The organism is Spartinivicinus marinus (genome assembly GCF_026309355.1).
In the GTDB taxonomy this organism is placed as follows: Bacteria; Pseudomonadota; Gammaproteobacteria; order Pseudomonadales; family Zooshikellaceae; genus Spartinivicinus; species Spartinivicinus marinus.
On sequence record NZ_JAPJZK010000001.1, the window covers coordinates 803,229 to 828,016 of the forward strand.

General features: G+C 40.9%; 18 protein-coding genes. 9 read left to right on the forward strand and 9 right to left on the reverse strand.

Translation table 11 applies throughout. The features are described 5' to 3' along the window. Positions 1–205 precede the first annotated feature (205 nt). Positions 206–760: a cytochrome b gene (locus OQE68_RS03915; RefSeq protein ID WP_180570928.1), complete on the forward strand. Its 555-nt coding sequence runs from the start codon at positions 206–208 to the stop codon at positions 758–760. A gap of 63 nt (positions 761–823) precedes the next feature. Beyond that, on the forward strand, positions 824–1,405 hold the full coding sequence (locus tag OQE68_RS03920) for a YceI family protein (protein WP_180570929.1): 582 nt from the start codon (positions 824–826) through the stop codon (positions 1,403–1,405). Positions 1,406–1,670: 265 nt separating this feature from the next. Here the strand turns inward: OQE68_RS03920 and OQE68_RS03925 are convergent, their stop codons facing one another. From OQE68_RS03925 to OQE68_RS03960, 8 genes are all read right to left on the reverse strand, one after another. After that, on the reverse strand, positions 1,671–3,161 hold the full coding sequence (locus tag OQE68_RS03925; protein WP_180570930.1) for a glycine betaine ABC transporter substrate-binding protein: 1,491 nt from the start codon (positions 3,159–3,161) through the stop codon (positions 1,671–1,673). A gap of 1 nt (position 3,162) precedes the next feature. Then, the gene (locus tag OQE68_RS03930) at positions 3,163–3,912 is read right to left on the reverse strand and encodes an ATP-binding cassette domain-containing protein (protein ID WP_180570931.1); all 750 of its coding nucleotides are present in this window, start codon (positions 3,910–3,912) and stop codon (positions 3,163–3,165) included. Positions 3,913–4,014: 102 nt separating this feature from the next. Beyond that, a complete protein-coding gene (locus OQE68_RS03935; protein ID WP_180570932.1) occupies positions 4,015–4,917 on the reverse strand; it encodes a phytanoyl-CoA dioxygenase family protein in 903 nt (300 codons plus the stop codon). 426 nt (positions 4,918–5,343) lie between these two features. Continuing rightward, a complete protein-coding gene (locus tag OQE68_RS03940; RefSeq protein WP_180570933.1) occupies positions 5,344–7,803 on the reverse strand; it encodes a carbohydrate binding domain-containing protein in 2,460 nt (819 codons plus the stop codon). A 225-nt stretch (positions 7,804–8,028) separates the two neighbouring features. Further along, positions 8,029–8,283, reverse strand: a complete 255-nt coding sequence (locus OQE68_RS03945) for a hypothetical protein (protein ID WP_180570934.1) — start codon at positions 8,281–8,283, stop codon at positions 8,029–8,031. A gap of 127 nt (positions 8,284–8,410) precedes the next feature. Continuing rightward, positions 8,411–10,657, reverse strand: coding sequence for a type I secretion system permease/ATPase (locus OQE68_RS03950; RefSeq protein WP_180570935.1), 2,247 nt, complete (start codon positions 10,655–10,657; stop codon positions 8,411–8,413). A gap of 1 nt (position 10,658) precedes the next feature. Continuing rightward, positions 10,659–12,047, reverse strand: coding sequence for an HlyD family type I secretion periplasmic adaptor subunit (locus OQE68_RS03955; protein WP_180570936.1), 1,389 nt, complete (start codon positions 12,045–12,047; stop codon positions 10,659–10,661). 13 nt (positions 12,048–12,060) lie between these two features. Next, on the reverse strand, positions 12,061–14,196 hold the full coding sequence (locus OQE68_RS03960; protein ID WP_219340191.1) for a type I secretion system permease/ATPase: 2,136 nt from the start codon (positions 14,194–14,196) through the stop codon (positions 12,061–12,063). Positions 14,197–14,771: 575 nt separating this feature from the next. Between OQE68_RS03960 and moaC the strand changes: the two genes are divergently transcribed. From moaC to OQE68_RS03990, 6 genes are all read left to right on the forward strand, one after another. Continuing rightward, entirely contained in the window at positions 14,772–15,269 is a 498-nt protein-coding gene (gene moaC / locus OQE68_RS03965) for a cyclic pyranopterin monophosphate synthase MoaC (RefSeq protein ID WP_180570937.1), read from the forward strand. Further along, entirely contained in the window at positions 15,266–15,511 is a 246-nt protein-coding gene (moaD, locus tag OQE68_RS03970; RefSeq protein WP_180570938.1) for a molybdopterin converting factor subunit 1, read from the forward strand. The genes moaC and moaD overlap by 4 nt, the downstream gene beginning before the upstream one ends. A 3-nt stretch (positions 15,512–15,514) precedes the next feature. Then, positions 15,515–15,961, forward strand: a complete 447-nt coding sequence (locus OQE68_RS03975) for a molybdenum cofactor biosynthesis protein MoaE (RefSeq protein ID WP_180570939.1) — start codon at positions 15,515–15,517, stop codon at positions 15,959–15,961. A 360-nt stretch (positions 15,962–16,321) separates the two neighbouring features. Then, positions 16,322–17,722: a transposase gene (locus tag OQE68_RS03980; RefSeq protein ID WP_266195417.1), complete on the forward strand. Its 1,401-nt coding sequence runs from the start codon at positions 16,322–16,324 to the stop codon at positions 17,720–17,722. 147 nt (positions 17,723–17,869) lie between these two features. Next, the gene (locus tag OQE68_RS03985; RefSeq protein WP_180571705.1) at positions 17,870–18,559 is read left to right on the forward strand and encodes a hypothetical protein; all 690 of its coding nucleotides are present in this window, start codon (positions 17,870–17,872) and stop codon (positions 18,557–18,559) included. Positions 18,560–19,016: 457 nt separating this feature from the next. Further along, entirely contained in the window at positions 19,017–22,616 is a 3,600-nt protein-coding gene (locus tag OQE68_RS03990; RefSeq protein WP_266195522.1) for a calcium-binding protein, read from the forward strand. Positions 22,617–22,824: 208 nt separating this feature from the next. Here OQE68_RS03990 and OQE68_RS03995 read toward each other — a convergent pair whose 3' ends face one another. Then, positions 22,825–24,288 (reverse strand): ISNCY family transposase, encoded by a 1,464-nt coding sequence (locus OQE68_RS03995; protein WP_266195447.1) that lies wholly within the window; start codon positions 24,286–24,288, stop codon positions 22,825–22,827. Between the two features lie 187 nt (positions 24,289–24,475). On the opposite strand from OQE68_RS03995, the gene OQE68_RS04000 reads away from it, so the two are divergent. Then, entirely contained in the window at positions 24,476–24,718 is a 243-nt protein-coding gene (locus OQE68_RS04000) for a calcium-binding protein (RefSeq protein ID WP_266195523.1), read from the forward strand. Positions 24,719–24,788 lie beyond the last annotated feature (70 nt).

Genomic DNA, 24,788 nt, shown 5'->3' on the forward strand with positions numbered 1-24,788 from the left:
CCAAACCATTATTCAATGACAAGCATTAACACAAAAAATTCATCAGTTTTTTTGATGAACTTATTCAGAATTTTATAGCCTATGTTACTGTTATCTGTAATAAGCTAACTCAAATATTTGATCAACTATCGAAGATTCTGAACACTTTGGCTATTGTTATAGCCGAAGTACAACAATGGTTTCAGTGCGGTAGGCTTTTACATCAATGCATCTAAAAAACACCCAGCAACAATATGGTTTAGTGAGTATTCTGCTTCACTGGTTAACAGCCTTGACGATTATTGTCCTGTTTGCGTTAGGCTTGTATATGGTGGAGCTTGACTATTATGACCCCTGGTATAAACAGGGCCCAGATTTACACAAAAGCATTGGTCTGCTACTTCTAGTTGTACTGCTCTTCCGTACGGCATGGAGACTCTTTACTTTCTCCCCAAAGCCTCTAGAAAACCATAAAAATTGGGAACGAACACTTGCCCACTTAACCCATATAATGCTTTATTTACTAATCTTGCTGGTTATTTTCAGTGGTTACCTAATTTCAACAGCTGATGGCCGACCAGTAAGTGTCTTTGGCTGGTTTGAAGTCCCTGCACTGATTACAGACATTGACCAGCTGGAAAGCTACGCAGGTACTATACATTATTACTTGGCCTTTACATTAATAGGCTTAGCAGCCCTGCATGGGCTAGCAGCAATTAAACACCACTTGCTTGACAAAGATGATACATTACGACGAATGTTAGGGACCGTAAAAAAATAATTGTTATACAACACATTCCTTACAACAAATAAACCATAAACACACAACAAATAGGAGCAATAAATGCAATTAAACAAAGTAGCTGGCATATTTATGGGATTTATCCTACTAGCCTCAAGTCAGTTATGGGCAGCAGATTACCAGATTGATACCAAAGGCGCTCATGCGTTTATTCAATTTAGAGTCAAACACCTCGGCTATAGCTGGTTATATGGCCGCTTCAATACCTTTGAAGGATCTTTCAGCTACGATGAGAAAAAGCCTGAAGCTACCAAAGTAAATGTAACTATTGATACTGCTAGTGTTGACTCTAACCATGCTGAGCGAGACAAGCACTTACGTAGCGATGACTTTTTAGATGTAAAAAAATATCCAAAAGCTACCTTTATCAGTAAAAAAGTCATGCCAAAAGCTGATGGTAAAGCGGTGTTAGTGGGCGACTTAACCCTACATGGGGTGACTAAAGAGGTCAGTATTGATGTAACTGCTATAGGTGGAGGAAAAGACCCATGGGGTGGTTATCGCCAAGGGTTCCAGGGTTCCACTTCCTTTAAACTTAAAGACTTTAATATCAAAAAAGACCTTGGGCCAGCTGCTCAAGAGGTTGAGCTGATTTTATCTATTGAAGGTATCCGTCAAGGTTAATATTGACTCCTTTCTCCTTTGAAGACTTTGTCGAGAAAGCTGCTTCCCCCCTTTGAGGCTGTCGCAAAAGGGGTGTTGAAAATAAGTCTAGTGTCCGATATGGAATAACAGGATATTCTTCCACCGCTCTTGAAGTGCCATCCCTAGCCCATCAAGAGCTAATAAGGCATCCATGCCTTAGATACAGAACACCCTGTCACCCCATATCCGCTACCTTTCGCGACAACCTCCAGAGGAGAAAGAACTTACCTTGACTCCATTACTGTCACTTCCACTGATCCCTTAAGTGAGCTGGTATCCAGCGGATTTCTACTAACTCAAAAAACAACTCAGTTATCACCGCAAGCAATGCAGCGGGTACCGCACCATATAACACCAATTGAAAGTCATTAAGCGCTAATCCGGTCACTATCGGCTCTCCTAATCCTCCAGCACCAATAAAAGCCGCTAAAGTTGCAGTACCAATATTTATTACTGCCGCGGTCTTAATACCAGTAAACATTGCAGGTAAAGCCAAGGGTAAATAGATTTTTCGCAGTTGTTCTTTATGGGTTAGCCCCATTCCTACTGCTACCTGTTTTAGCACTGGATCAATGGTCAGTAAAGCCGTTGTAGTACTTCGAACAATAGGCATTAACGAATATAAAAATAACGCTACAACTGCCGGTAACCAACCAATACCAAATAATGGAATAAATAGTGCCAATAACGCAATAGAAGGAATTGTTTGTAATAGCCCTGTCGTATAAATAACCACTCGGCTGATTGTTCTATTACGATAGCAATAAATGCTTAGGGGAATACCTAAAACACATGCAGCTATTAGCGCAATTAATGTTAGTTTCAAGTGTTGCAATATATTTTCTGGTAACTGCTGCCAGGGCCCTACTAGTTGTATTTCAGTTTTTTTCTTCAACCCTTGGCTAACTAAAAACTGGTGAGCAACTTCAGCAAAGGTTTTGCCCTGATTAACTACCTCACCGTTTAAACGCTGCATAGTTGCTTCATCAAGAATACCAGCTAACGCCTCTAAGCTTTTCACCATGGCAGGATCTGCATTGGCTCTTACCAATGGCACAGCATCATAACGAGGAAAATAGTCATCATTATCTTCCAGCAGCAGCAGGTTGAATTTATCAATATCACCATCAGTGGAATATGCATCGGTAATATCAATTTTCTCAGCCTGAATTGCTTCATAAGCCAAGCCATGTTCAATTCCAACCGGCTGATGATTTAACTGATAATGGATAGCTAGCTTTTCCCAGCCATCTTCTCGTTTAATAAACTCGTGGGTCAGGCCAAATTTCAATTGAGGATGTTTAGCTAAATCAGCTAACGTTTTAATTTCTAGTTTACTCGCCTTAGCTTTATCCATCACTAACGCATAGGTATTATTAAACCCTAAACTTCGCAGCACCTTTAATTCATGTTGCTTGGCTAGCTCATTAAGCTGCTCAATGGAGGGTGTATTTTTCAACTTAAAGATTGCTTGAGCTAAGGTACCAGTATACTCAACATAAACATCAATATCCCCATAACGTAATGCCCCATATGTAATAATTGTTTTTCCCAGCCCCAGTTTACGCTCTACGTTAAAACCATCTATCTCCAACTTTTGAGCGACCAGCTCCCCTAGTAAATAGCCCTCATTAAATGCCTTACTTCCTACCGTTATTGTCGTATTAGCATTATTAGTAGTTCCAAGTGCCCACTGACTTACCCAAAATAAACTAACTAAAAACAGTAACCGCATATTAAATATGATCCTTAATAAGACGTGCTATATAGTCATTTGCAGGCTGATCCATAACAGTATCCACTGCTCCGTGCTGCACAATCTCCCCTTCGTGCATCACCGCAATGTTATCAGCTATTTTCACGGCTTCTCGCATGTCATGGGTGACTAACAATACCGCTCTAGGTTCTTCTTGATGCAATTGCAAAAACCGTTCATGCACTTCTTTACGAGTAATTGGGTCAACAGCTGAAAACGCTTCATCCAACAACAAAATCCTAGGCTTTACCATAAGTGACCGACACAGGCCCACCCGCTGTGCCTGTCCACCCGACAATTGATGGGGATAGCGCTGTAATAATGTAGAGGGTAGCCCCATACACTCTGCAAGATAAGACACTCGCTGTTCAATAGCTTGCTGTTGCCAGTCATCTAGCTTTGCTAATAAAGCAATATTCTCGTAAGCACTCAAATGAGGAAATAAGCCTATTTGCTGAACAGCATAGCCAATGCCTCGTCGAGCTGTTGTATTAAAAGGATGAGTTTGAGGATGACCATGAAGTCGAATAGAACCAGAAATAGGAGGAACTAGCCCATTAATAAGTTTTAGTAGAGTAGACTTACCACAACCACTTTCACCTACCACGGCTGTAATTTGTTGTTGAGGAAGCGTAAAATCAAGTTGATTAAACACCTCAAGCTGCTGATATTTTACACTTACCTGAGAAAGTTCAACTGCTAACTCATTGCCATGTTTTGTCGTATTCAAACTGATTTCTCAATAATTTTGGTTAGGCTATGAGGTAACATAGCCTAACATGAAAACTATTTGAGTTCTAATAAGAAGACTAATGTGGGATTACTACTGTAATTAATTATTTACCTGCAACCAGTTATCTTCTAAATAGTGACACGCTTTATCAATTATATGCAGTGTCAATGCTTGACGAGATCGACTGGAATAATTTTGCTCACTAAAATGCGGCAATAAGCCATTTAATACTATCAAACTCCCTTGTTTTACTTCTAAAGGAATGGCCGTACTGATATCCCACTCAAGCTTTTGTATGTCAACCATATGCATCTCGCCATTTTGATTACAATAACGCTGAGTAAGCCCTTGTTTATGGCCACCAGGAATTGCGTATAAACAGCCATTTTCAATGGTGGCATCTTCCAAGGCTAACCAAAGTCCTACCACACTAGTTGGCTCTGTATAAAGAAATGTTGCATCTTGATGACAGTTAACTTCGCCTCCAATATAGGGTTGTTTAAAAATAATCATTGACTGAATAATGCTAGGTGCTGACAAAGGCAGTTGATCTATTAACTGATTTAATTGGCGGCTTTCTACAAATTGCTTAAATACCGGATCAAATCGATGTAAAGCATGACCTATTTTATTAATTGTATACGGCTTCTCTCCAGTTAAACTACCATCATCAGCAATCGCTAACTCTTCATAAAAACAGCGAATATCATTGGCAGACTCGATAAAATAGCGTGATTTATCATGCTGACGCTGCCTGGTTGAAAATACTACTGGTTGTTCTTCATCACTATTTTTGTGTTGTTGATATTCCTGTTGGCAGTGGTTGTATACTATAGCTCCTGCTTGATCCATTAATTGCTGGCAAATTTGTTTAGTGATAAATTCATGAATTATGAGAAAGCCATTCTCATCGTAAAATTGCCAGGCATCATCCACTATCCCTTGTTGCTGGCTCCAGTTAAAGTGTTGCGGCTTATAGAGTTTTTGCACCCTTGTATCCATTCACTTACCCATTATTCTTCGTATACTTTAATTAATTCAGATATTGTAACTAATACTGATAACAAAGAATATTGAAGACACAAGAAAAGAATGAGGGGGGAGGAATAATCTTAAGAGCATCTAATACCCAGAGAAATATTTGGGCGATATAGCCATCCATAGCCAGCTATAGCCTTCTCGAATGTTTTTTAGGGTTTGCTGTCGTCGTTAAGCACCAAAGATGGTGTGAATGCAGTTTATGCAGGAGCAATAAACAGTCTTCGCCCAATCATTGATAAATACATAAACTCATGGGACTCATCACTCGACGGCCAAGCTAGCACTGTTTATTTCAGTTAGTGCTGCTATCGCTAGCTTTACAGTAATAAGCTAGTTCCCTAAAAACCATTCGATTTGGCTACATACTCTTCATGAGGAGGTTTATAATTATTTTTTCTCTAACTTAATACTATCAACATAAAAGTCAACTTTTGGTTCAGGACCAAAAATATACAATTCCGCCGTTTTTAGTTTTCCTTTTGGTTTTAAATTAAAATCGGCTGCTAGCTCGTACCATTTGTCTCCTTTAGGAAGCTTCATGTTATTTATACGCTGCCAATGGTAACCATCGTCATCTACATAAAATAACTGTACATCCAGCATTTGACCAAATTTCGCTTCCTCTCCCAAGCTTGCTGATAGTGAAAGCTTATAATCGGTATTTGCTTTTAAAGTATCGTTCGTTTTCAATGATAGGCCTGCATACCAATGGTTACGATCGGTTACTTGAACACTCCATTGGCCTTGCTGACTCATTTTATTCGTACGCTCAAGCTTGCCCATTTTGAATGCAGACTGCCACCCATTTAAATCATTTTCAAAGTTGTGCTCAAACACCTGGTTATCATCAGGTTTCGGATCCGGGTCTGGATTAGGCTTATCATTGACTGGAGAAATTTTCACCTCATCAATCAACAATGCTTTATCGGCTTTTGGACCAAATAAGACAATATAAGCAGCTGTTATTTTACCTAACGCATTAACTTTAAATTGTTTTTTCAGCTCCTTCACATTTTCATCTACCTGGTTAATGGCTAAATACTGGTAATAGTAAGCACCTAAATCATTTTTCAATAATAAAGTCACCATTGCTAAATCTTTTTTAGCACCCTTAGGGAGTTTTACCTTAGCACTAAACAGGTACTCTTTATTTTCCTCTAATGGTTTCGCTAGTTTTTGTAATGCTCCATCATAATATTGTTTACGGTCAGTCACTTTAAGCCAATTATCCAACCCACAGTCTTTTTTCATTTGCTCAACAGCATGCTTAATTGACTTGGTATAAAATCGCTTCCAAGGTTTAAGCCCATTAAAGTCTGGTTCTCTAATTAAATTATCCTTCACCAAATCAGGCTTTTTACACATAGGATCCGGCTTAGGATCTGGCTTAGGATCTGGCTTAGGATCTGGCTTAGGATCAGGTTTTGGATCAGGTTTTGGATCAGGTTTTGGATCAGGTTTTGGATCAGGTTTTGGATCGGGTTTTGGATCTGGCTTAGGATCGGGTTTTGGATCCGGCTTAGGATCGGGTTTTGGATCTGGCTTAGGATCTGGCTTAGGATCTGGCTTAGGATCTGGCTTAGGATCTGGTTTTGGATCCGGCTTAGGATCAGGTTTTGGATTATTAATATCATCTGGAAAAGGAACAGTATGCTTGCGTTTGCTCGATATTTCTGCCGCACGTTCTTTCCATAAGCGAGTTAAGTTTGCCGTGTTTTTATCACCAAGTGGTAATCCATTAGCATCTTTAATATTAGGGTTTGAAAAAAAGTTGGAAGAGTTTCCACACATATGAGTACGGGTTTTACCGTTATTATAACCAAACGCGTACGGCCACCGTTTCGCTTTATCTGCCTCATAACAGTGCCAGCCCCCTACGTTATGGCCTACCTCATGACGCCAGGCATTAGGCCATGGAGCACCAACTACTTGGGTATACCCTGTTACTCCAGCCCACCCTGCTGCACTATTTGGTGCCTTAGTTGGCATTTGTACAACACCCACTAAGTCAGGCGCATACTTTTCTATATCAGCAGCAAACCACTTTTCTACCTGCCCTAACACTTTACTGATAATACCTGGATTTTGATCGGTTATACCAATCCCTACTAGCCTTAACTTAATATTATTAACGCCTGAGTTTTTCAGACCGCTATTCACAGAAGCCACATACTTTTCTGCCTCTGCTTTAGGATCACCCACTTTGGTTGCTGCCTGCTTGGAAAAACCAAGATATACATCGATAATAAAATTACCTTTTTTGTCGGTTTCTCCTTTAGCCGTTTTACTCCTACCTTTGAACTCAGCCACTTGCCAGTCTTGAGCAGGTAGTACATGCTGATCTAGCATTTCTGGCATTTGCTGCTTGATGATTGTGTATCGACCATTTTCATTTGGCCGTATTAAATAACTGTCATATTCAGTTTCAATCAAGCCTGTTAGCTTATTGGTATCATGATTAATTGTAAAAATCACATTACTATAATTTTTAATATGATCGAAACCACTATCAAACACATATCCATAAATGATTTCTACGTTATTAGTAGTCGACTGCTCCCGTCGTTTCACTTGTAAGTTAAATGATTCTCCTGAAAATAAATTAAGCGTTGTTTGTTCTGGAAAAACTATTTTTCCGTTAACAGTATCAAGCTGCAGATCAACTTCTCGTTGAGCCTGTATATATTCTGCTTCTAACTTCGAAATAGAGTTTTCTTGATAGCTCTGATTAATAGGAGAGAAGAGTGTTTCAGTCGCCGACACACTTATAGCAGTTGCAGCAGCTTGAGAAATCAAAGCAGCCGAAAGCAGCATAGTGATAGGTGACTTTTTATTTTTTTGTCTCATTGTTGTTTCGCTCATGGGTCAGGTCATAGAATGACCATACCCTAACGAAGCAGACACTAACCCGTCGCGAAACAAACCACAGATACGAAACTAAATTTAATACCTGTAATCGAGTATATTAATTTATAAAACAACTAATCAGAAATTATTAAAACTTTGCCTAGAAGGCTTATGACAAGCTTACGGTTTTGAATATGCATTCCTATATAATGAGACTTTTGCTACTTAACTTAACACCTCATTAATTAACTCACGTGCTCGGTCAAATATCCCTCCTCTCAATCCTTCTCGATCCAGCAATTGCTTTAATTTTTCAGCCTCCTGCTTGGCTTTTTCCTCGTTACTTAGTTCACGAGCACGTTCAATTCTAGTCATAATGTGGCTCACCTCAATAGCAACTTGAGACTTCCCTGCACCTTTCAATAAGGTAACCAGCATTGCTATCAACACAGCTAAAAGTGCTAACACAAACCAAATCATATGCCCCTCTCATTAATCATAAAAAGTAATACTGTCGAGTATAGTTGAGAAAGCGGCAAGAAAGGCTAAAGCATATTATATAAAGGATTGAAAGCCGCTCTATTTAGAACGGCCTAGTTCAAGCAGATTAGAACTTAAATGAAGCATTTAAACCGAATGCTGAAGCTTGAGTTGCTGTTGATTGATTATTTGCAGTATTTGGCTTCGGCTGATTACCGGCTGTTTGCAGCTTCCATAATTCTGCATAATGACCATCAGATTTTACCAATTCGCGATGGGTGCCTTGCTCTGCAATTTCACCTTTATCTAACACCAAAATATTGTCGCAATGCTGTAAAGCATTTAAACGGTGAGCAATGACTATAACCGTCCGCTCTTTAGCTATTGCAGGCATATTCGCCAAAATAGTCTGCTCAGATTCATAATCCAAGGCACTCGTTGCCTCGTCCATAATCAGTATTTTTGGATCATTGATTAACGCCCGAGCAATCGCCACTCGTTGCCGCTGACCACCAGACAGGTTTCCACCACGTTCACCAACGGGTGTATCATACCCTCCTTGTAACTCACCAATAAATTCATGGGCACCCGCTAATTTAGCTGCATTAATCATATCCTCTTCCGTGGCTGAGGGGTTACTGATTACAATGTTTTCTCGAATAGTGCCATTAAATAAAAAGCTTTCTTGCAGTACCACACCCGTATTTTGTCTTAATAGCGCCGGGTCTATGAGAGCTAAATCCATTCCATCCACTAGTACCTGACCGCTTTGTGGCACATATAAACGTTGAACCAACTTGGTGATGGTACTTTTACCCGAACCAGAACGACCAGTTAAGCCTATCATTTGCCCGGCTTTTACTTTTAAATCAAGACGCCTTAGGGCTTCAGGGGCATCGTCATGATAACGAAAAGTCACTTTGCGTAATTCAATTTCACCTTCAATCGTTGGCTGAGATGTTTTGCCTGCTTGAATATTATTTTCAGCAGGGTGATGCATAATATCACCAACCCGTCGTAACGATATGGAAGCCTGTTGAAACTCTTGCCAAACTTGCGCAAGTCTCAAAACCGGCATCGTCACATGACCAGCCAGCATATTAAAGGCCACTAGCTCACCTACTGTTAGCTTACCTTCCAGTACTAACTTAACGCCAAACCATAAGAGCAGCGCTGAAAATAACTTTTGAATTAAGCCAATTCCCTGTCCAGCAATATTACCCAGTAATGAAGTACTAAACGCCGACTTAACATAATTCGCTAATTTTTCATCCCACTGCTTATTAAATTGAGACTCTGTTGCAGAGGTTTTGATGGTTTCAATACCAGTCACCGTTTCAGTTAAGAAAGCAGTGTTATCAGCATTTTTTTCGTACTGCCGCTGTACTCGCTGGCGTAAGCTTGGAGTAATACATAACCAAAACCCAGCATAAATCACAAAAGAGCCAATGACTAACCAGGCTAACAATGGCGCATAACTAAACATCACTGCCATAAATACACCAACAAATAGCAAGTCCAACACTAAGGTTAATGCTGTACCTGTCATAAAGCTGCGCACTTGATCCATTTCCCGAATTCGCGCAATGATCTCACCGGTTTGCCGAGTACGGAAAAAAGCTAACGGAAGCCCAATTAAATGCTGGTAGACATAACTGGTCAGCTCAGAGTTTACTCGGCTGGCCAAGTGGGAAAAGACAATAGAACGAATAAAGGTAAAAATCGGCTCAAATAAAGCCAAACTCAGTAAGCCGATGGCTAATATATGCAAACTGGATAAGCCACGACTCACCAACACCTTATCAATGACGGTTTGAAATAGAAACGGAGTGACTAAAGCAAATAACTGCAAGCATATAGAAACGATCATAACGTCACGAAATTGCTTGCGATATTTTTTGATAAACTGCCAGAACCACTGAAAGCCAAAGGGTAAGGCATTCACTTTTACCACATCAGACTTATTCAGTAACATCACTTGCAGTTTTTCTATTATCAGTAATGCTTTAACACTGATATTAACGGTTTGCTGTGTTTTGCCATTAAAAAGCTGCCAACTGCTACTTTCAGCATCATTTTTTTCTAATACCCAATAATGACCTTGCCAATATAAAATAGCTGGTACCGGTATTTTTTCTAGCGTTTTGGTTTCAATTGTCTGCCATTTAGACTTAAACCCATAACGCCCTGCACAACGGGCAATATCCAGCTCATCATAAGCGGATTCATAGTTGCCATGACGATGCTGTAACTGTTGTGCATCGATAGCAATATCAAATAACTGGCCCACCCGAACTAAACAACTAACAGCAGACTGGGTTTTTAGTTGGTTCAGTGCGGTATCCTGCTGCTCTTGTTGCTGTTCCTGCTGCATATTACCGCTCCTTTAATGCTTCTGACTGGTATTCTTGCAAGGGGCTAAGCAAATATTCGATAACTCGACGCTCACCCGTTTTGATTTCAGCGGTAATCGTCATCCCTGGCGCTAAGTTAATAGCATGCCCATCAACCATAATTTGATCAGTTTCCATTTCTACCCTGGCAGGGAAAACTAATCCTAATTGCTCATTTTCCACTGCATCTTTAGAAACATTGCTGATAACACCCCGAATAGTGCCGTATTTAGTATAGGGAAAACTATCAATTTTAATTTCCACTTCCTGACCAGGAATAACAAAACCCACATCCTTATTTAGCACGAGCGCTTCAGCTTCTAATAATACATCTTTCGGCACCACTACCATCAGCGTTTGCGCGGGGCTTACCACCCCACCAATGGTGTGTACAGCCAACTCCTGAACTACCCCCGTAACCGGTGCAATCAAGGTTTGTAATCTGGCTCGCTCTTTTGCTTTAATCAGCTCTTGCTGGGATTGAGAAATAGTTTTTTCCGCCTCAGAAAGCTGTTGACGCCATTGGCGCTCACGCTCAAAGACCGCCTGATTACGTCGATCAATAATATTGACTGCCGCTGCTTGTAGCTCTAATAATCGACTATCTAAAACCGCTAAATCTGTTTCCAATTGCAGCTTTTCTTCTTCTAGCTCTAGATATTGAATTTTTGGAAAAGCATCGCGTTTAACCAGCGAGTCCTGTGCCGCTAATCGTTTTTTAATACTTCTTAATACTTTTTTACGACTAACCAACTCTGTGTGTGTAGATGTTTGCTGAGCCTGGTTTTGCTTAACTTCACTGGCGTAGGTTTTTTTAATGGCCTGTTTTTCACCATATTGACTCATCATTAGTTGTTTAGCTTCTTCAGTTTGGTTCAGCATTGCACCTTTTGGTGGAGTAAAGTGTTGCTCAGGGTTATCACTTAATAGTGCTCGCAACCGGGCAGCATCCAACTGAGCAAATAACAATTGCTCTTTTAAACGCTGGGTATCTGCTACAGCACCGGTAGGGTTTAGCTCAATTAATACATCTCCCTTTTTAACGCTTTGCCCATCGCGCACATGAATGGCTGAAATAACGGCTGTTTCAAGGGGTTGAATTACTTTTGTCCGGCTGCTTACCATCACTTTACCGGTGGCACTGGCAATAATATCAATGTGCCCCAAACTTGCCCATAACACAGCTAAAAACAATAAACCGCAAATTCCCCAGGCAATTTTGCGAGATAATGGTGCGGGCGGCTTATCGGTTACTTCTAAATAAGCAGGTAAAAATTCATATTCATGTCGCTGCCGTTTAACGGGTACAGGCTCATTTTTTAATTGCTGGTAAGCCGCAGCGGCTGTTTTTACATGTTTTCCAATACTCATATTTACTACCCAATCACACTCGCTGCATTGACCATAATTTGGCATAACAACCATTAGCAGCCATAAGCTGGTCATGGTTGCCTGCTTCTACTATTTGCCCTTTATCAACTGCAATAATTCGATCACAGGCTTTAACGGTTGACAAACGATGAGCAATAACGATGACCGTACGCCCTTGACAAATATCAGCCATATTTTCTTGAATGACCGCCTGCGAAATATCATCAAGCGCACTAGTGGCCTCATCAAAAATTAATATCGCAGGGTTATTTAATAGTGCTCGGGCAATGGCAACTCGTTGGCGCTGTCCACCTGATAAAGAAGAACCATTTTCAGCTAATACCGTGTCATAGCCGTCAGGTAGTTCAATAATAAACTCATGGGCACCAGCCAATTTTGCTGCTCTCATTACCTGATCCATCGTAGCGGCTGGCTGGCTGAGTGCAATATTGTCGCGTACCGTTCGGTTAAATAAATAATTCTCCTGCAATACAACACCAATATGACTACGCATCGAGTTAGGATCTAACTGTCTAATATCTTGCCCATCTAATAGCACCCGACCACGTTCAGGAATATACAACCGCTGAATTAGTTTAGTTAAAGTACTTTTACCGGAACCAGAAGGCCCCACCACTCCGATTAACTCCCCAGACTGAATCGTCAGTGACATTTCATTAATAACCGGCGGCAAGTCGGGTCGATAACGGAAAGTAACATTATCAATATCAATGCGCCCTTTGGGTTTCTCTAATAAACGAGCACTTTCTTTATTTTGCTCTGGTACTGTATTTAACACGTCCCCTAGACGATCTACAGATACCCTGGCCTGAACAAACTGTTGCCATAATTCTGCTAAACGAATCACCGGTTGGCTGACATGATTAGCCATCATATTAAAGGCAATTAACTGACCAATGGATAGTTCTAGATCAATGACCATTCTTGCCCCAAACCATAAGACCAGCACCATGGTGACTTTTTGAATCATCTGCACACCTTGGCTTGTCAGCACCTGCAACCATTGTACCTGGTAGTTGGCTTTGACATAGTCATGGGTTTGATTTTCCCAACGGCGCTGCAGTTGAGGCTCTAACGATAGGCTTTTAACTGTTTCTACCCCGCTAACCGTTTCCGTTAAAAAAGCGTTATTAATTGCCCCACATTGAAACAAATTTTCGATTCGGCTTTGCAACGGGTTGGTAATTAGTACTGATAAACCAATATAAAGTGGCACTGACAATAAGACTAACGTTGCTAAAAAGAAGGAGTAATAATACATCACCGCAAAAAATACGATGGTAAAGGTTAAATCCACTAATAATGTCAGGCCAGCCCCAGTGATAAATTCGCGGATAGTGTCTAACTCTCGAATCCGCATTACTGTCACCCCAACACTACGAGATTTAAAGTAAATCAGCGGTAAATTCAATAAATGCTTAAATAACTGGCTGCCTAGTTGCACATCAATTCGCGTGGTGGTATGAGCAAATAAATATTCACGCAAGCCTTTTAGTACAATTTCAAAAATAGCCACAACAACTAAAACAATAACTAACACATCCAGTGTAGATAGCGCCTGATGTACCAATACTTTATCCATCACTACCTGGAAAAACAAAGGCGACACCAAAGCCACCACTTGTAAAAAGAAAGCAGCTATAATGACTTCAGTCAGCAGCTTACGATGACGGATAAATTCAGGAATAAACCAACTAATATCAAATTTTCGCTTCGCCCCATCAGCAACAATTTTGCTTGATACTGTAATAACCTGGCCTTGCCACATTTCTTCTAGTGCAGTAATTTCTATTACTTCTGGACGACCTACAGAGGGCCGTTGAATCAATGCTTGTTTATCATTTAGCTTAAGTAATAAACAATATTCACCTTCTGTCGATAAAAACAGCAGCGGTAATTCTAACCCAGTAATTTTCTCTGTTTTAGCCGCAGTTAATTTAGCTCTTAGCTGCAACTGTCGTGCAAATTGCTTAGTTGCTTGTTTGATTGGCAAACTAGAGAGCTCTTTCACTAGTGCTTCATGCTGTTTTGGATCTTCAACTGCTTGTAATAGTACAGCGATAGTCAGCATCCCTTGCAGGGCTGTTAGCGTGGATTGACGATCTTCAGCGGTAGGCTGATACTTCATTCGACTACTCTTAACAACTTGATAATATTTAAAAACTATTTTGCTTTAGAACCCGCTAAAGCGTATTGCAAAAAAGTTATTTCTTTGCAACACGCTCTCTCAACTATGCTCTAGATATAAACCACTTTTTGTATTCATCACATTTATAACAAGACACTTAATTATTGACAGCCCAAATCTTGGTCAAAATTCACCCAAAAAGCCGGCATATATGAACACAGTCATAGTTAAAATACAAACCAAAACACAGCTAGAACCAGGGAGAAGGTCACAGTTCAACCAATCGATTTTGCTCTGACTACACATTTTTATACACTTTTTTATTTTAAATCAAAGAGTTAACAATACTTTTGGAGTTACAATCACACAAGCTTAAACACCCAAAACAAGACGACATTTCTTATAACTTTGCCTGTAGCCCAATAAGGGAATCAGGTGTTAACTGTGGTTGAGCCAGGTCATTGCATCAGCAACTACCAATTTAGCCCTTATTATTTATCTTGGTTCCCCTTGCAGCCTGGACGGTGCTGTATTAAAACAAGCTCAATAGCAAATGTATTTAAGAAGTTATCCTTATGGAAAAACCGAACCAAACACTAACCCATATTGACCAGCAGGGTAATGCTCAGATGGTTGATATCACAGAAAAGCCTGCCACCCATCGACTAGCAAGGGCTCAATCCATCATCACCATGCAACCAGATACCTTGGCAATGATCATGTCAGGTAGTCACAAGAAAGGAGATGTTCTGGCTGTTGCGCGTATAGCTGGCATTCAAGCTGCCAAGCGTTGTTCAGATATCATTCCCCTTTGTCATCCTCTCATGCTGACCAGTGTCAAAGTGCAGCTGCTACCCGAACCTGAGCACAATCATGTTCGCGTAATCACCGAGTGCAAAGTCACTGGCCAAACCGGGGTAGAAATGGAAGCGCTCGCCGCCGCTTCAGCCGCGACCTTAACCTTGTATGATATGTGTAAAGCCGTGGATAAAGGGATGGTTATTCAAGAAACTAAGCTTCTCGAAAAACAAGGTGGCCGCAGTGGGCACTGGCAAGCGGAGGATTCACAATGATTAAAGTACTGTTTTTTGGCCGCTTGAGAGAGCAATTAGCTGTTGACAGCATCGACTTAAACGACAACGTTGAGTCACTATCTGTGATTATTGAGCAACTAAAGCAACGTGGTGACAACTGGCAGCAAACCCTATCCAACCCCAACCTTAAAGCCGCCATCAACCAAACCATGGTGCCTTTTAATAGCTCTGTAAAAGACGGCGATGAAGTGGCTTTATTTCCACCAGTGACAGGAGGCTGATTCATGATCAGCATTCAGCAAGCCCCTTTTGATATCGCCGCCTTCGACCAAACCCTTCGAGCACACTCACCCAAAGTCGGCGCAATTGCTACTTTTTGTGGGTTAGTAAGAGACTTCAGCGAACGACCGGATGTCACCGCAATTTACCTGGAACATTTCCCGGGCATGACAGAAAAAGTCTTGAGTGAATTAATAGAAGAAGCCAAACAACGCTGGTCAATTATTGATGCGATTATTTGCCACCGAATCGGTAAGCTATCATTGGGCGAACCCATCGTTTATGTCGGCGTCGCCAGTGCCCACCGCAAAGCCGCTTTCGCCGCCTGCGAATTTTTAATCGACAAACTCAAAACCACCGCCCCTTTTTGGAAAAAAGAAATCACCTCTGAAGGTGAACATTGGGTGGATGAACGGGATAAGGATCAGCAGTCAGCGGCGGAGTGGGATTAATCATAAATTAGTTGTTCACTTAGTTGGCTCAGGTTTGTTTATACAAATGAAGCCCTTGATCCACTTAATAGCTTATTATTAAGCCTATCTCATTACTAGGTATTTATACCTATTTAAATATCTAGTTAAAAAAAAGGTAGTTAAGTAGCTAAAGAGCCATTACAATGTGCAGCTTTTTAGTAAACACTCGATTCCGAAGTTTTTAATGCTTGACTAGCACGATGAGAGAGATTCAGAAGACTGGACTACAGGTATTGCTCCATTTCTTCGCCTAGCAAAGAACGATCAACACGACACCTGCAGACCAGTGATGGTGTAGTATATCGCGCTTGTATTTCAATAGCGACTTGATGACGACTTGTGTTGATTACCCCTATTCCCCATGTGATAAAGTTTGTTCAAACTCTAAACGACACCTTGACTGTTTCTTTTCAATCTCCTGGATTAAGTCGTATCCAGTGTCGCTGGTTAACTATTATGCTGATGGGAATTGGTGTCACTGGTGTATTTTGCTGGGCTGTTTTTGAGCGGTGTAGCTTAGGAGCATTCAAGCAGGACCAATTACGTTGGATGTTTTACCATAGTAAAATTGCCTGGTCATTGTTGTTGCAAGCCAGTGTCCGACAAGTACTCAATCACTATCATATTACGAGAGGAGTACTCATTTTTGACGATAGTGATAAAGTCCGCTCCAAGAGAACACGACGTATTAAAGGTGTGCATAAAATAAAACATAAAAAATCCGGCGGCTATGTTCAAGGGCAAGAGCTAGTGTTTATGCTACTGGTGACACCTGTAGCTACCTTACCGATTGCTTTTCGCTTTTATACACCTGATCCAGCGTTAAGTGCTTGGCGTCAGAAAAATAAAGCCCTAAAGAGGCTGGGTATTCCTGGAAAAGAAAGACCCAAAAAACCTAAGCCCAACCCAGATTATCCGACCAAACAAGCTTTAGCACTTGAGATGGTTGAAGCATTTTCATTGTCATTTTCTGATATAAAGATTAATGCGGTCATTGCTGATGCACTGTATAGCACAGCAGAATTCATGGATAAGGCTTCCATTGCGACGGGTGGTGCTCAAGTGGTGAGTCAATTACGCTCCAATCAACTAATCCTTTCCCAAGGAAAAAAAGTACGACTTACACATTACTTTGCACGCCAAACAGGCGTCGATACCAAGTTAATTATCCGAGGCCAAAAAACACAGTCAATCACCATGCTGGCGGCTCGGGTTTATGTGAAAGCCCATGGTAAAAAGCGGTTTGTGGTTGCTTTGAAATATGAGGGAGAAAAAAATTATCGATATCTAGTGGCATCCGACATGTCCTGGCGGCATGGTGATATTGCTAGGGTTTATACATTGAGATGGTTAGTTGAGGTTTTCATTGAGGACTGGAAGCAACATGCTGGCTGGAACCGATTGGCCAAACAACAAGGCGAAGAAGGATCAACGCGAGGCGTGATCATGAGCCTGCTGTACGACCATATGTTACTGCTACATCCAGAGCAATCCGTCCGCCTTGAAAATAAGCAGCCCGGGCTTCCTGTTGGCTGTTTGACTGAGCGAATCAAAACAGAAGCCCTAATAAAAACTGTAGAAGCAGTTGTCACGGCTGATGAACCAAAACAGCAACTGAAAGCCTTTACCGCTGCAATAATCAGTGTGCTTCCTGAGCGCCGCTCGAAAAAGCATTTAGCGGGTTTAGATTTGGGCAAACAAGAGCCCACTGACTCATTAAAATACAGAGCGGCTGCATAAATAAATTAGCAGTTATGTCAACCTAAAAAAACTTCGGAATCGAGTAAACAGCAACACAAAATTGCTAGGACGGACTCAACTGCTTAGTTCACTTATATCTGATGTTGACTTGCTATTATTAATCTTAATCGCTAAGCCCAAGCAAGTATGAGTAAATTAGTTACTATGAATTTCAACAGAACAAAACATCTTTTGTACCTTACACTCATTACTTCCTTTTTTCTATTTATTTTTTTTATAGCTATTAATACCACATTTTTTTGGACAAAAGAGAATTGGTATAAACCTTCAACCAAGAACAATAAATACTTATTGGATATAAACAACCATAAATTCATGGTCCCAAGAAACTATATCTGGTCTTACAACAAAATCAGTCATGATAGAGTATACAGCCCAAGCTTTCATGTTTTATACCCAAGAATGGAACCTAAAACAGAAAGAAATAAAACCGCTTTCGAGCAACCAGGGTGGTCTGAAGGAAAACTTATCAGTTTTATTTTCATAAAATCAAACCAATCAAAAAGCGTTTCTCAAATTATCAAACATGAGTTAGCCAGCTGGACTATAAAAGACAGTAGAAAAAAAATTGGCGATCTTGAAATATATGACTCAACTATAGATGGGAATGAGTTCATCTTAAAGCCTTTCCCAAACAATGAAAAAAGATACTTTAAATGCAGCAAAGAGATATATGTTCCTTTTCCTTCATGCAACACAAGATTTCACTTAAACTCAGACATAATAGTTCAAGTTACTTTTTCGAGAAAACAACTCCCTAACTGGGATACTATTGAACTTAGCTTACGAAGTTTAATATCTAGCTTTTCAACATAGTAAAATTATGCAACTTTAAAGGTACAACTATCTATGACTCTTAGCCCCACTGTATTAAAAAAACTTAACCATTAGCCCCACTGTATTAAAAAAACTTAACCATTCTGCAAATACGGGAGATTATCATACTTATTACTCAACCTTACAAGCAAATGGTGTAGAGTATGCTAACCTTGCTCTTGGCGCTGCTACTAATGGTAATACAGGCAAAGTATGGGCTGATTTTGGCGGAAGATTTGCGAATAAATTTTTAGAAAATAAATATGAAGAAGTAACAGGTAAACCTTTCAATTCAGAAATTCAACAGAAAGTCCGTGAAGGGCTTATTAAAGCTGACTTCCAACTTAGAAAGGAAGGAGAAGTAACTGGAGAATTAATTAGAAAATATCACCATGACGTATTTAGAGATTTAGGTATACCAGAAAGTGCATGGACAGGAACTTTCTTTGACAAAAGGATGGGAGAGTCAGTTTGGTGTTGGGGATGTGGCCCTGAAGAGTTAGGAAATGAGTCAATATTCGATGCTCTTGGAAATTTTGTTGAAAACATCAAGAGCGACTGGACTGGTACTGAAGCTGAATTAAACGAGTTATTACACGATATATTAGGTGATGGGGTATTAGCCGAAACACTTGCTGACTGGAATTATGAAGCAACTAATAGCCCCCTTTGGGCCGCTACTGTATATGCTCTTTATCAGGTGCCTGCAATGTCAGCTGATGGCTGGCTGATGATTTTTGAAGAATTGAATAACCTGGGACATTGGATAGGTCAAAATATACCAACACTATATGATATTGAAGTTGCAGTTAACGACTTCTTCGAAAGCGCCTTAAACTGGGTCCCTAGTCGTGACCCATTAATCCTAGACTTAGATGGTGATGGTATTGAAACCATTGGCGCTAGTGGCCAGGCGTTATTTGACCACGATGGTGATGGCATCAAACATGCCACTGGCTGGGCTGCCCCTGATGATGGCATTTTAGTTCGTGACCTTAATGGTAATGGCACAATTGATAATGGTCGCGAGTTATTTGGTGAAAATACTCTGTTGAAAAATGGCGAAAAAGCCACTGATGGTTTTTCTGCTTTAGCCGATTTAGATGATAACCAGGATGGTATTGTTGATGCTAATGACGCTGCATTTGACCAATTAAAAGTATGGCGTGATTTAAACTCAGACGGCCAATCAACAGAAAATGAATTATTCTCCTTAGCAGATGTCGGTATTGCTGGAATTAATACGGGCAAAACGCTGGAAAACCGTCATGTAGGTAATAATAATTTCAGTACCGCAAAAGGCTCATTTATTAAAACAGATGGTTCTGAAGGTGAAACCGGTGCCGCTGCCAACCTGAATTTCAGCGAAAACCGTTTCTTCCGTGAATTTCCTGACAAAATTGCTATTCCCGAAGAATTACAAGATTTACCTGGTATGCAAGGCTCTGGTGCAGTTCGCGACTTAAAAGAAGCAGCTGCACAAAGTGGTCAATTAGCAGGTATTCTCAAGCAATATCAAAAAGCTCAGACACGTGATGAACAATTAGCTTTACTTGATGAGCTACTTCAATCCTGGGCTGATGCCAGTGGCTTCAAGCACTTTGTTGATCGCCTCAATGACACTGTATTTGAAAACAAATACAAAATACATAATGGTAATGGCAAAGGAAAGTGGATTAATGCTGGTGACACTCGACTAGAGTTTCGCATAACCAAATCAGCCGAAGAAATTGGCTCAGGGGTTTCTGTTGAATCTACTGGCGGTGGCGGCGGTGGTAACGTTGGGTTTGAAGGTGGGGAACCAACTAATGCTCCCTATGATGGAGGAGACTTAGTTGTTGGTAGGTTTGCTGATAGACCTAGTGTGGAAGCATTAGCAAAAATTAAAATATTAGAGGCTTTTAATCATCAAGAGTTTTTTAATTTTAATCCTGAGCCACTCATTGAAGAAAACCAAGAAGATGAAACTAGAACCTTTGATGCTTCAGTTACTGTAGAAACAGGCGCTACTCGTCGCAGAATCTCTAGGGGAAGGCGTGGTATAGATATGTCTAGACCTCCTGCTGTTAGATATATAACAGATAAAGATTTACAGTTAAGTCAGCAACAGATTGAATTCATTAATGAATCATATCAATCGTTACTTGAGTCAGTGTATAACTCATTAGTAGCCCAAACCAGGCTAAAAACTTACACAGATGAAGCAAAGCTATCTATCGATATTAATAAAGGACTAGCTATCGACTTCTCTGGAATGGATAACAAAATCAGTGAAAAAATTTCTTCTGACCCAGTCAATGGTTTTATCGATTTTATTGATTTAATCAAAGTACGAGGTGGTGATTTATACTCAAAAGGCTGGGAAATTAATAAAACTCAGCTACAACAACAAGTTTCCAGCTTAACAGCAGAGCACAAAGCGACCTTAGCAAGCAAAGGTTTTGCTGTAGCTGTTGATGATATTTCTAAATTTACACCCACAAGCAAAGATCATGTGCTCTATTTTGGCCAAGAAAGTGATGGACAGATAAAGGGTACTGCCAACACCAATATTTTATTTGGCAGTAATGGAAATGAGTCCATTAATGGCTACGGAGGAAATGATCTATTAGTAGGTGGCTTAGGCAATGATTACCTCTATGGCTCCACTGGTGACGATGTTTTAGATGGTGGTGACGGTGATGACCGTTTATATGGCGGAGCGGGTAATGACACCTTGAGAGGTGGTGCTGGTACAGATGTCTTGCAGGGCGATGCTGGCAATGACACCTATCTGTTTGCCGCCGGTGATGGTAACACCAGTATCAGTAACTATGACATTGGTACTGACCGTCAGGATATCTTGCGCTTCTTGGAAGGCATCGTGCCCAGTGATGTGGTCACAACCCGCAGCAGTGATCACCTCAAGTTAACCTTACAAAGCACCGGTGAGGTCATTACTGTCTCCAACTACTTCAATAAGGATGGCAACGGTGGCTACGCCCTGAATGCCATCGAGTTTGCCGATGGGACTCGCTGGGATATCGATACAATCAAAACCCTCGCCCAACAGGCTACTGCGAACAATGACTACCTTTATGGCTACGCCAATGAGGACACCTTAAACGGCCTTGATGGTAATGACACCATTTACGGTGCAGCCGGTAACGATACCCTGTCCGGTGGGGCTGGTAATGATAATGTTCAAGGTCAGGATGGCGATGACGTAGTGTCAGGTGATGCCGGTAATGATTATGTCTATGGCCAAAATGGTAACGACACCCTGCACGGTGGTGACGGTGATGACCGTTTATATGGCGGAGCGGGTAATGACACCTTGAGAGGCGGTGCTGGTACAGATGTCTTGCAGGGTGATGCTGGCAATGACACCTATCTGTTTGCCGCTGGTGATGGTAACACCAGTATCAGTAACTATGACATTGGTGCTGACCGTCAGGATATCTTGCGCTTCATGGAAGGCATCGTGCCCAGTGATGTGGTCACAACCCGCAGCAGTGATCACCTCAAGTTAACCTTACAAAGCACCGGTGAGGTCATTACTGTCTCCAACTACTTCAATAAGGATGGCAACGGTGGCTACGCCCTGAATGCCATCGAGTTTGCCGATGGGACTCGCTGGGATATCGATACAATCAAAACCCTCGCCCAACAGGCTACTGCGAACAATGACTACCTTTATGGCTACGCCAATGAGGACACCTTAAACGGCCTTGATGGTAATGACACAGCCGGTAACGATACCCTGTCCGGTGGGGCTGGTAATGATAATGTTCAAGGTCAGGATGGCGATGACGTAGTGTCAGGTGATGCCGGTAATGATTATGTCTATGGCCAAAATGGTAACGACACCCTGCACGGTGGTGACGGTGATGACCGTTTATATGGCGGAGCGGGTAATGACACCTTGAGAGGCGGTGCTGGTACAGATGTCTTGCAGGGTGATGCTGGCAATGACACCTATCTGTTTGCCGCTGGTGATGGTAACACCAGTATCAGTAACTATGACACCAGCGCCAGCACTGACACATTAGAAGTCAACCAGCTAACTAGTGCCTGACAGAAAAAGCAGTTATTTTCTCTTTTGGCTGAAATTTTCTCTGTTTTTATAAATTAACAATGACCATTTATGTCATCTTTTTGCTTGAAGGTGAAAATATGAATGCTTTCTGTACAGTTACTCCTAAATTTACTGTTTAGCAGTCAGCCGGACCTCTCCAGCCTAGATTGAATGTGTTGTTTTATATAATGGATCGAAGGTGCTGCAGCTAAGCTGCTTTTTTTCGTGACCTTTTTGCTTGGTGAAATCGTTCCTCTTTTTCTTGCTGATAAAGTAAGGCTCCCAATTTTTGAACATTCCGCGCTAATACCGCTAATGAAACATAACGCCTAAAACCATTAATGCCGTGATCTGGGCATCGATCAAGACCATGCACTTCGAGTGCATTAATCGCTGACTCAACAGCTGAATGCTGTTTTCTTGCTTTTTTAAACTTTTCATCACTTTCGCGTTTTTTTTCTTTTATTGATAAACGCCCTTTTTTCGGCAGCACCACTTTTTCTAACTCGCTGGCCAACAGCAACTGATTATCGGGTGAATGAAACCCTTTATCAAAACTACACTGGTGAAGCATAGGAAATTTGGCTTGGGTTGCTCTAACCATCACGACGGCAACATCAACATCTTGCTCATTTTCCATCACTCTATGGTGAAGGATAAAACCATGCTGACACTCCATTACACATACTTTAACGCCTAATTCCACTGGTACACCTGCTTTTCCTTTGCTTACCCACTCGGTATGGGGTTGAAATATTGAATATATCTTTTCATCATTTGGGATCTGTTCGCCCTTCAGTACTCGCCTGTGAATCTGCGACACTTGCCGTTGGGCATGAGAAAGATTGTTGGCAATATGTCGTAATGTCCAAACCGGGGCAGCAAGTAATTTGAGCTTCTCTAAGGTGAATTGGACTTTATCAATAAACCATTGTGTTTTGTTCAGGTAGTGTGTATGTGCTTTTTGTTTTTGTGCTTCAGCACTTTTAGCTTTTGACTGATTACTTTTCCGTGCACTTTTAAAGAGTTGTTTAAGCTCTATAAGATTATGCCTATGTTGTCGCCAATCACTTAAGCGATAATCCCTGCATACATTAGCCATCTGCTCAATCACTGTTCTCATGGCATCCCATAATAAATTGATATCGGTAGGGTAATGCACAGACGTTTCAACCACAAATGAGTCACAACGAGCTTGAAGGCTTTCTTCTTCGTTTTTTTTTAACAAAGTATGTCCAGCTTCCACAACTACCGTATTAATCTTATCCAGAATCTCTGGAGTCAAAAGCGATACATTATCTTTTAGCGTCTGCAAATGGTATTCAGTAAGGTCTTCCCAGTTGACGCCATGCCCTAACATCGCGCGAATGGTTCGGTGCTGATTCACCAGCTCGTGCAAACGATCATAATCACAATTTAAGTTAAGGCGCAAAACACCCATCACCAGTATTTTCCACAACTCCATACCAGGGCGACCACGATTTAGACTAACCCTATTCGCTATGGCGCTTTCTAAAATAGTGAATACTTTATGTCTAATTTCTGGTGTGACATAAATGTGTTGCAATCCCTTTAACAACTGAGGCACATCATCTCTGGATTTTGGATCAAACCTAATCTCTGAAATATCGGTTTCACCAAACTGAAGTTGTGGGTTTTTAACTAGCCTCATGCTATTTTCCCTGTGAAGTTTTGCTTATTTTAACTGAAAGACTAGGTAATTTAAGCATTTATTGTAATCAAGAAGGCAAACTTCGATAACATGTATCTTGCGCTAGGCCTTGGTAATAAAGAGGTTGCTCTTTTTCGGTCAGACACTAACTAAAGATGATCTTTGGTTTAAAAAGCAAGGTAATAACTTGGTAGTTGATGTTGTTGGTTCTGATGATCAAGTCACTATACAAAACTGGTATTCTGGTGAAAATTATCAGCTTGATAAAATTGAAACAGAAAATGCAAGGCTTGATTTATCTCAACTAGATAATTTAGTGCAAGCAATGGCTGCTTTCAATGAATATGAAACTGCTGATGGTAATTTAACACCTGACGCTCAAGTTGCTTTAACCCCCATGCTAGCAGCTGCGTGGCAACCTAAAAACTAATTAGGGTAAATAAAAAGCTCAAGGGACTGGGCTTTTATTTTTCATTAGACTCTCGATTCCGAAGTTTTTT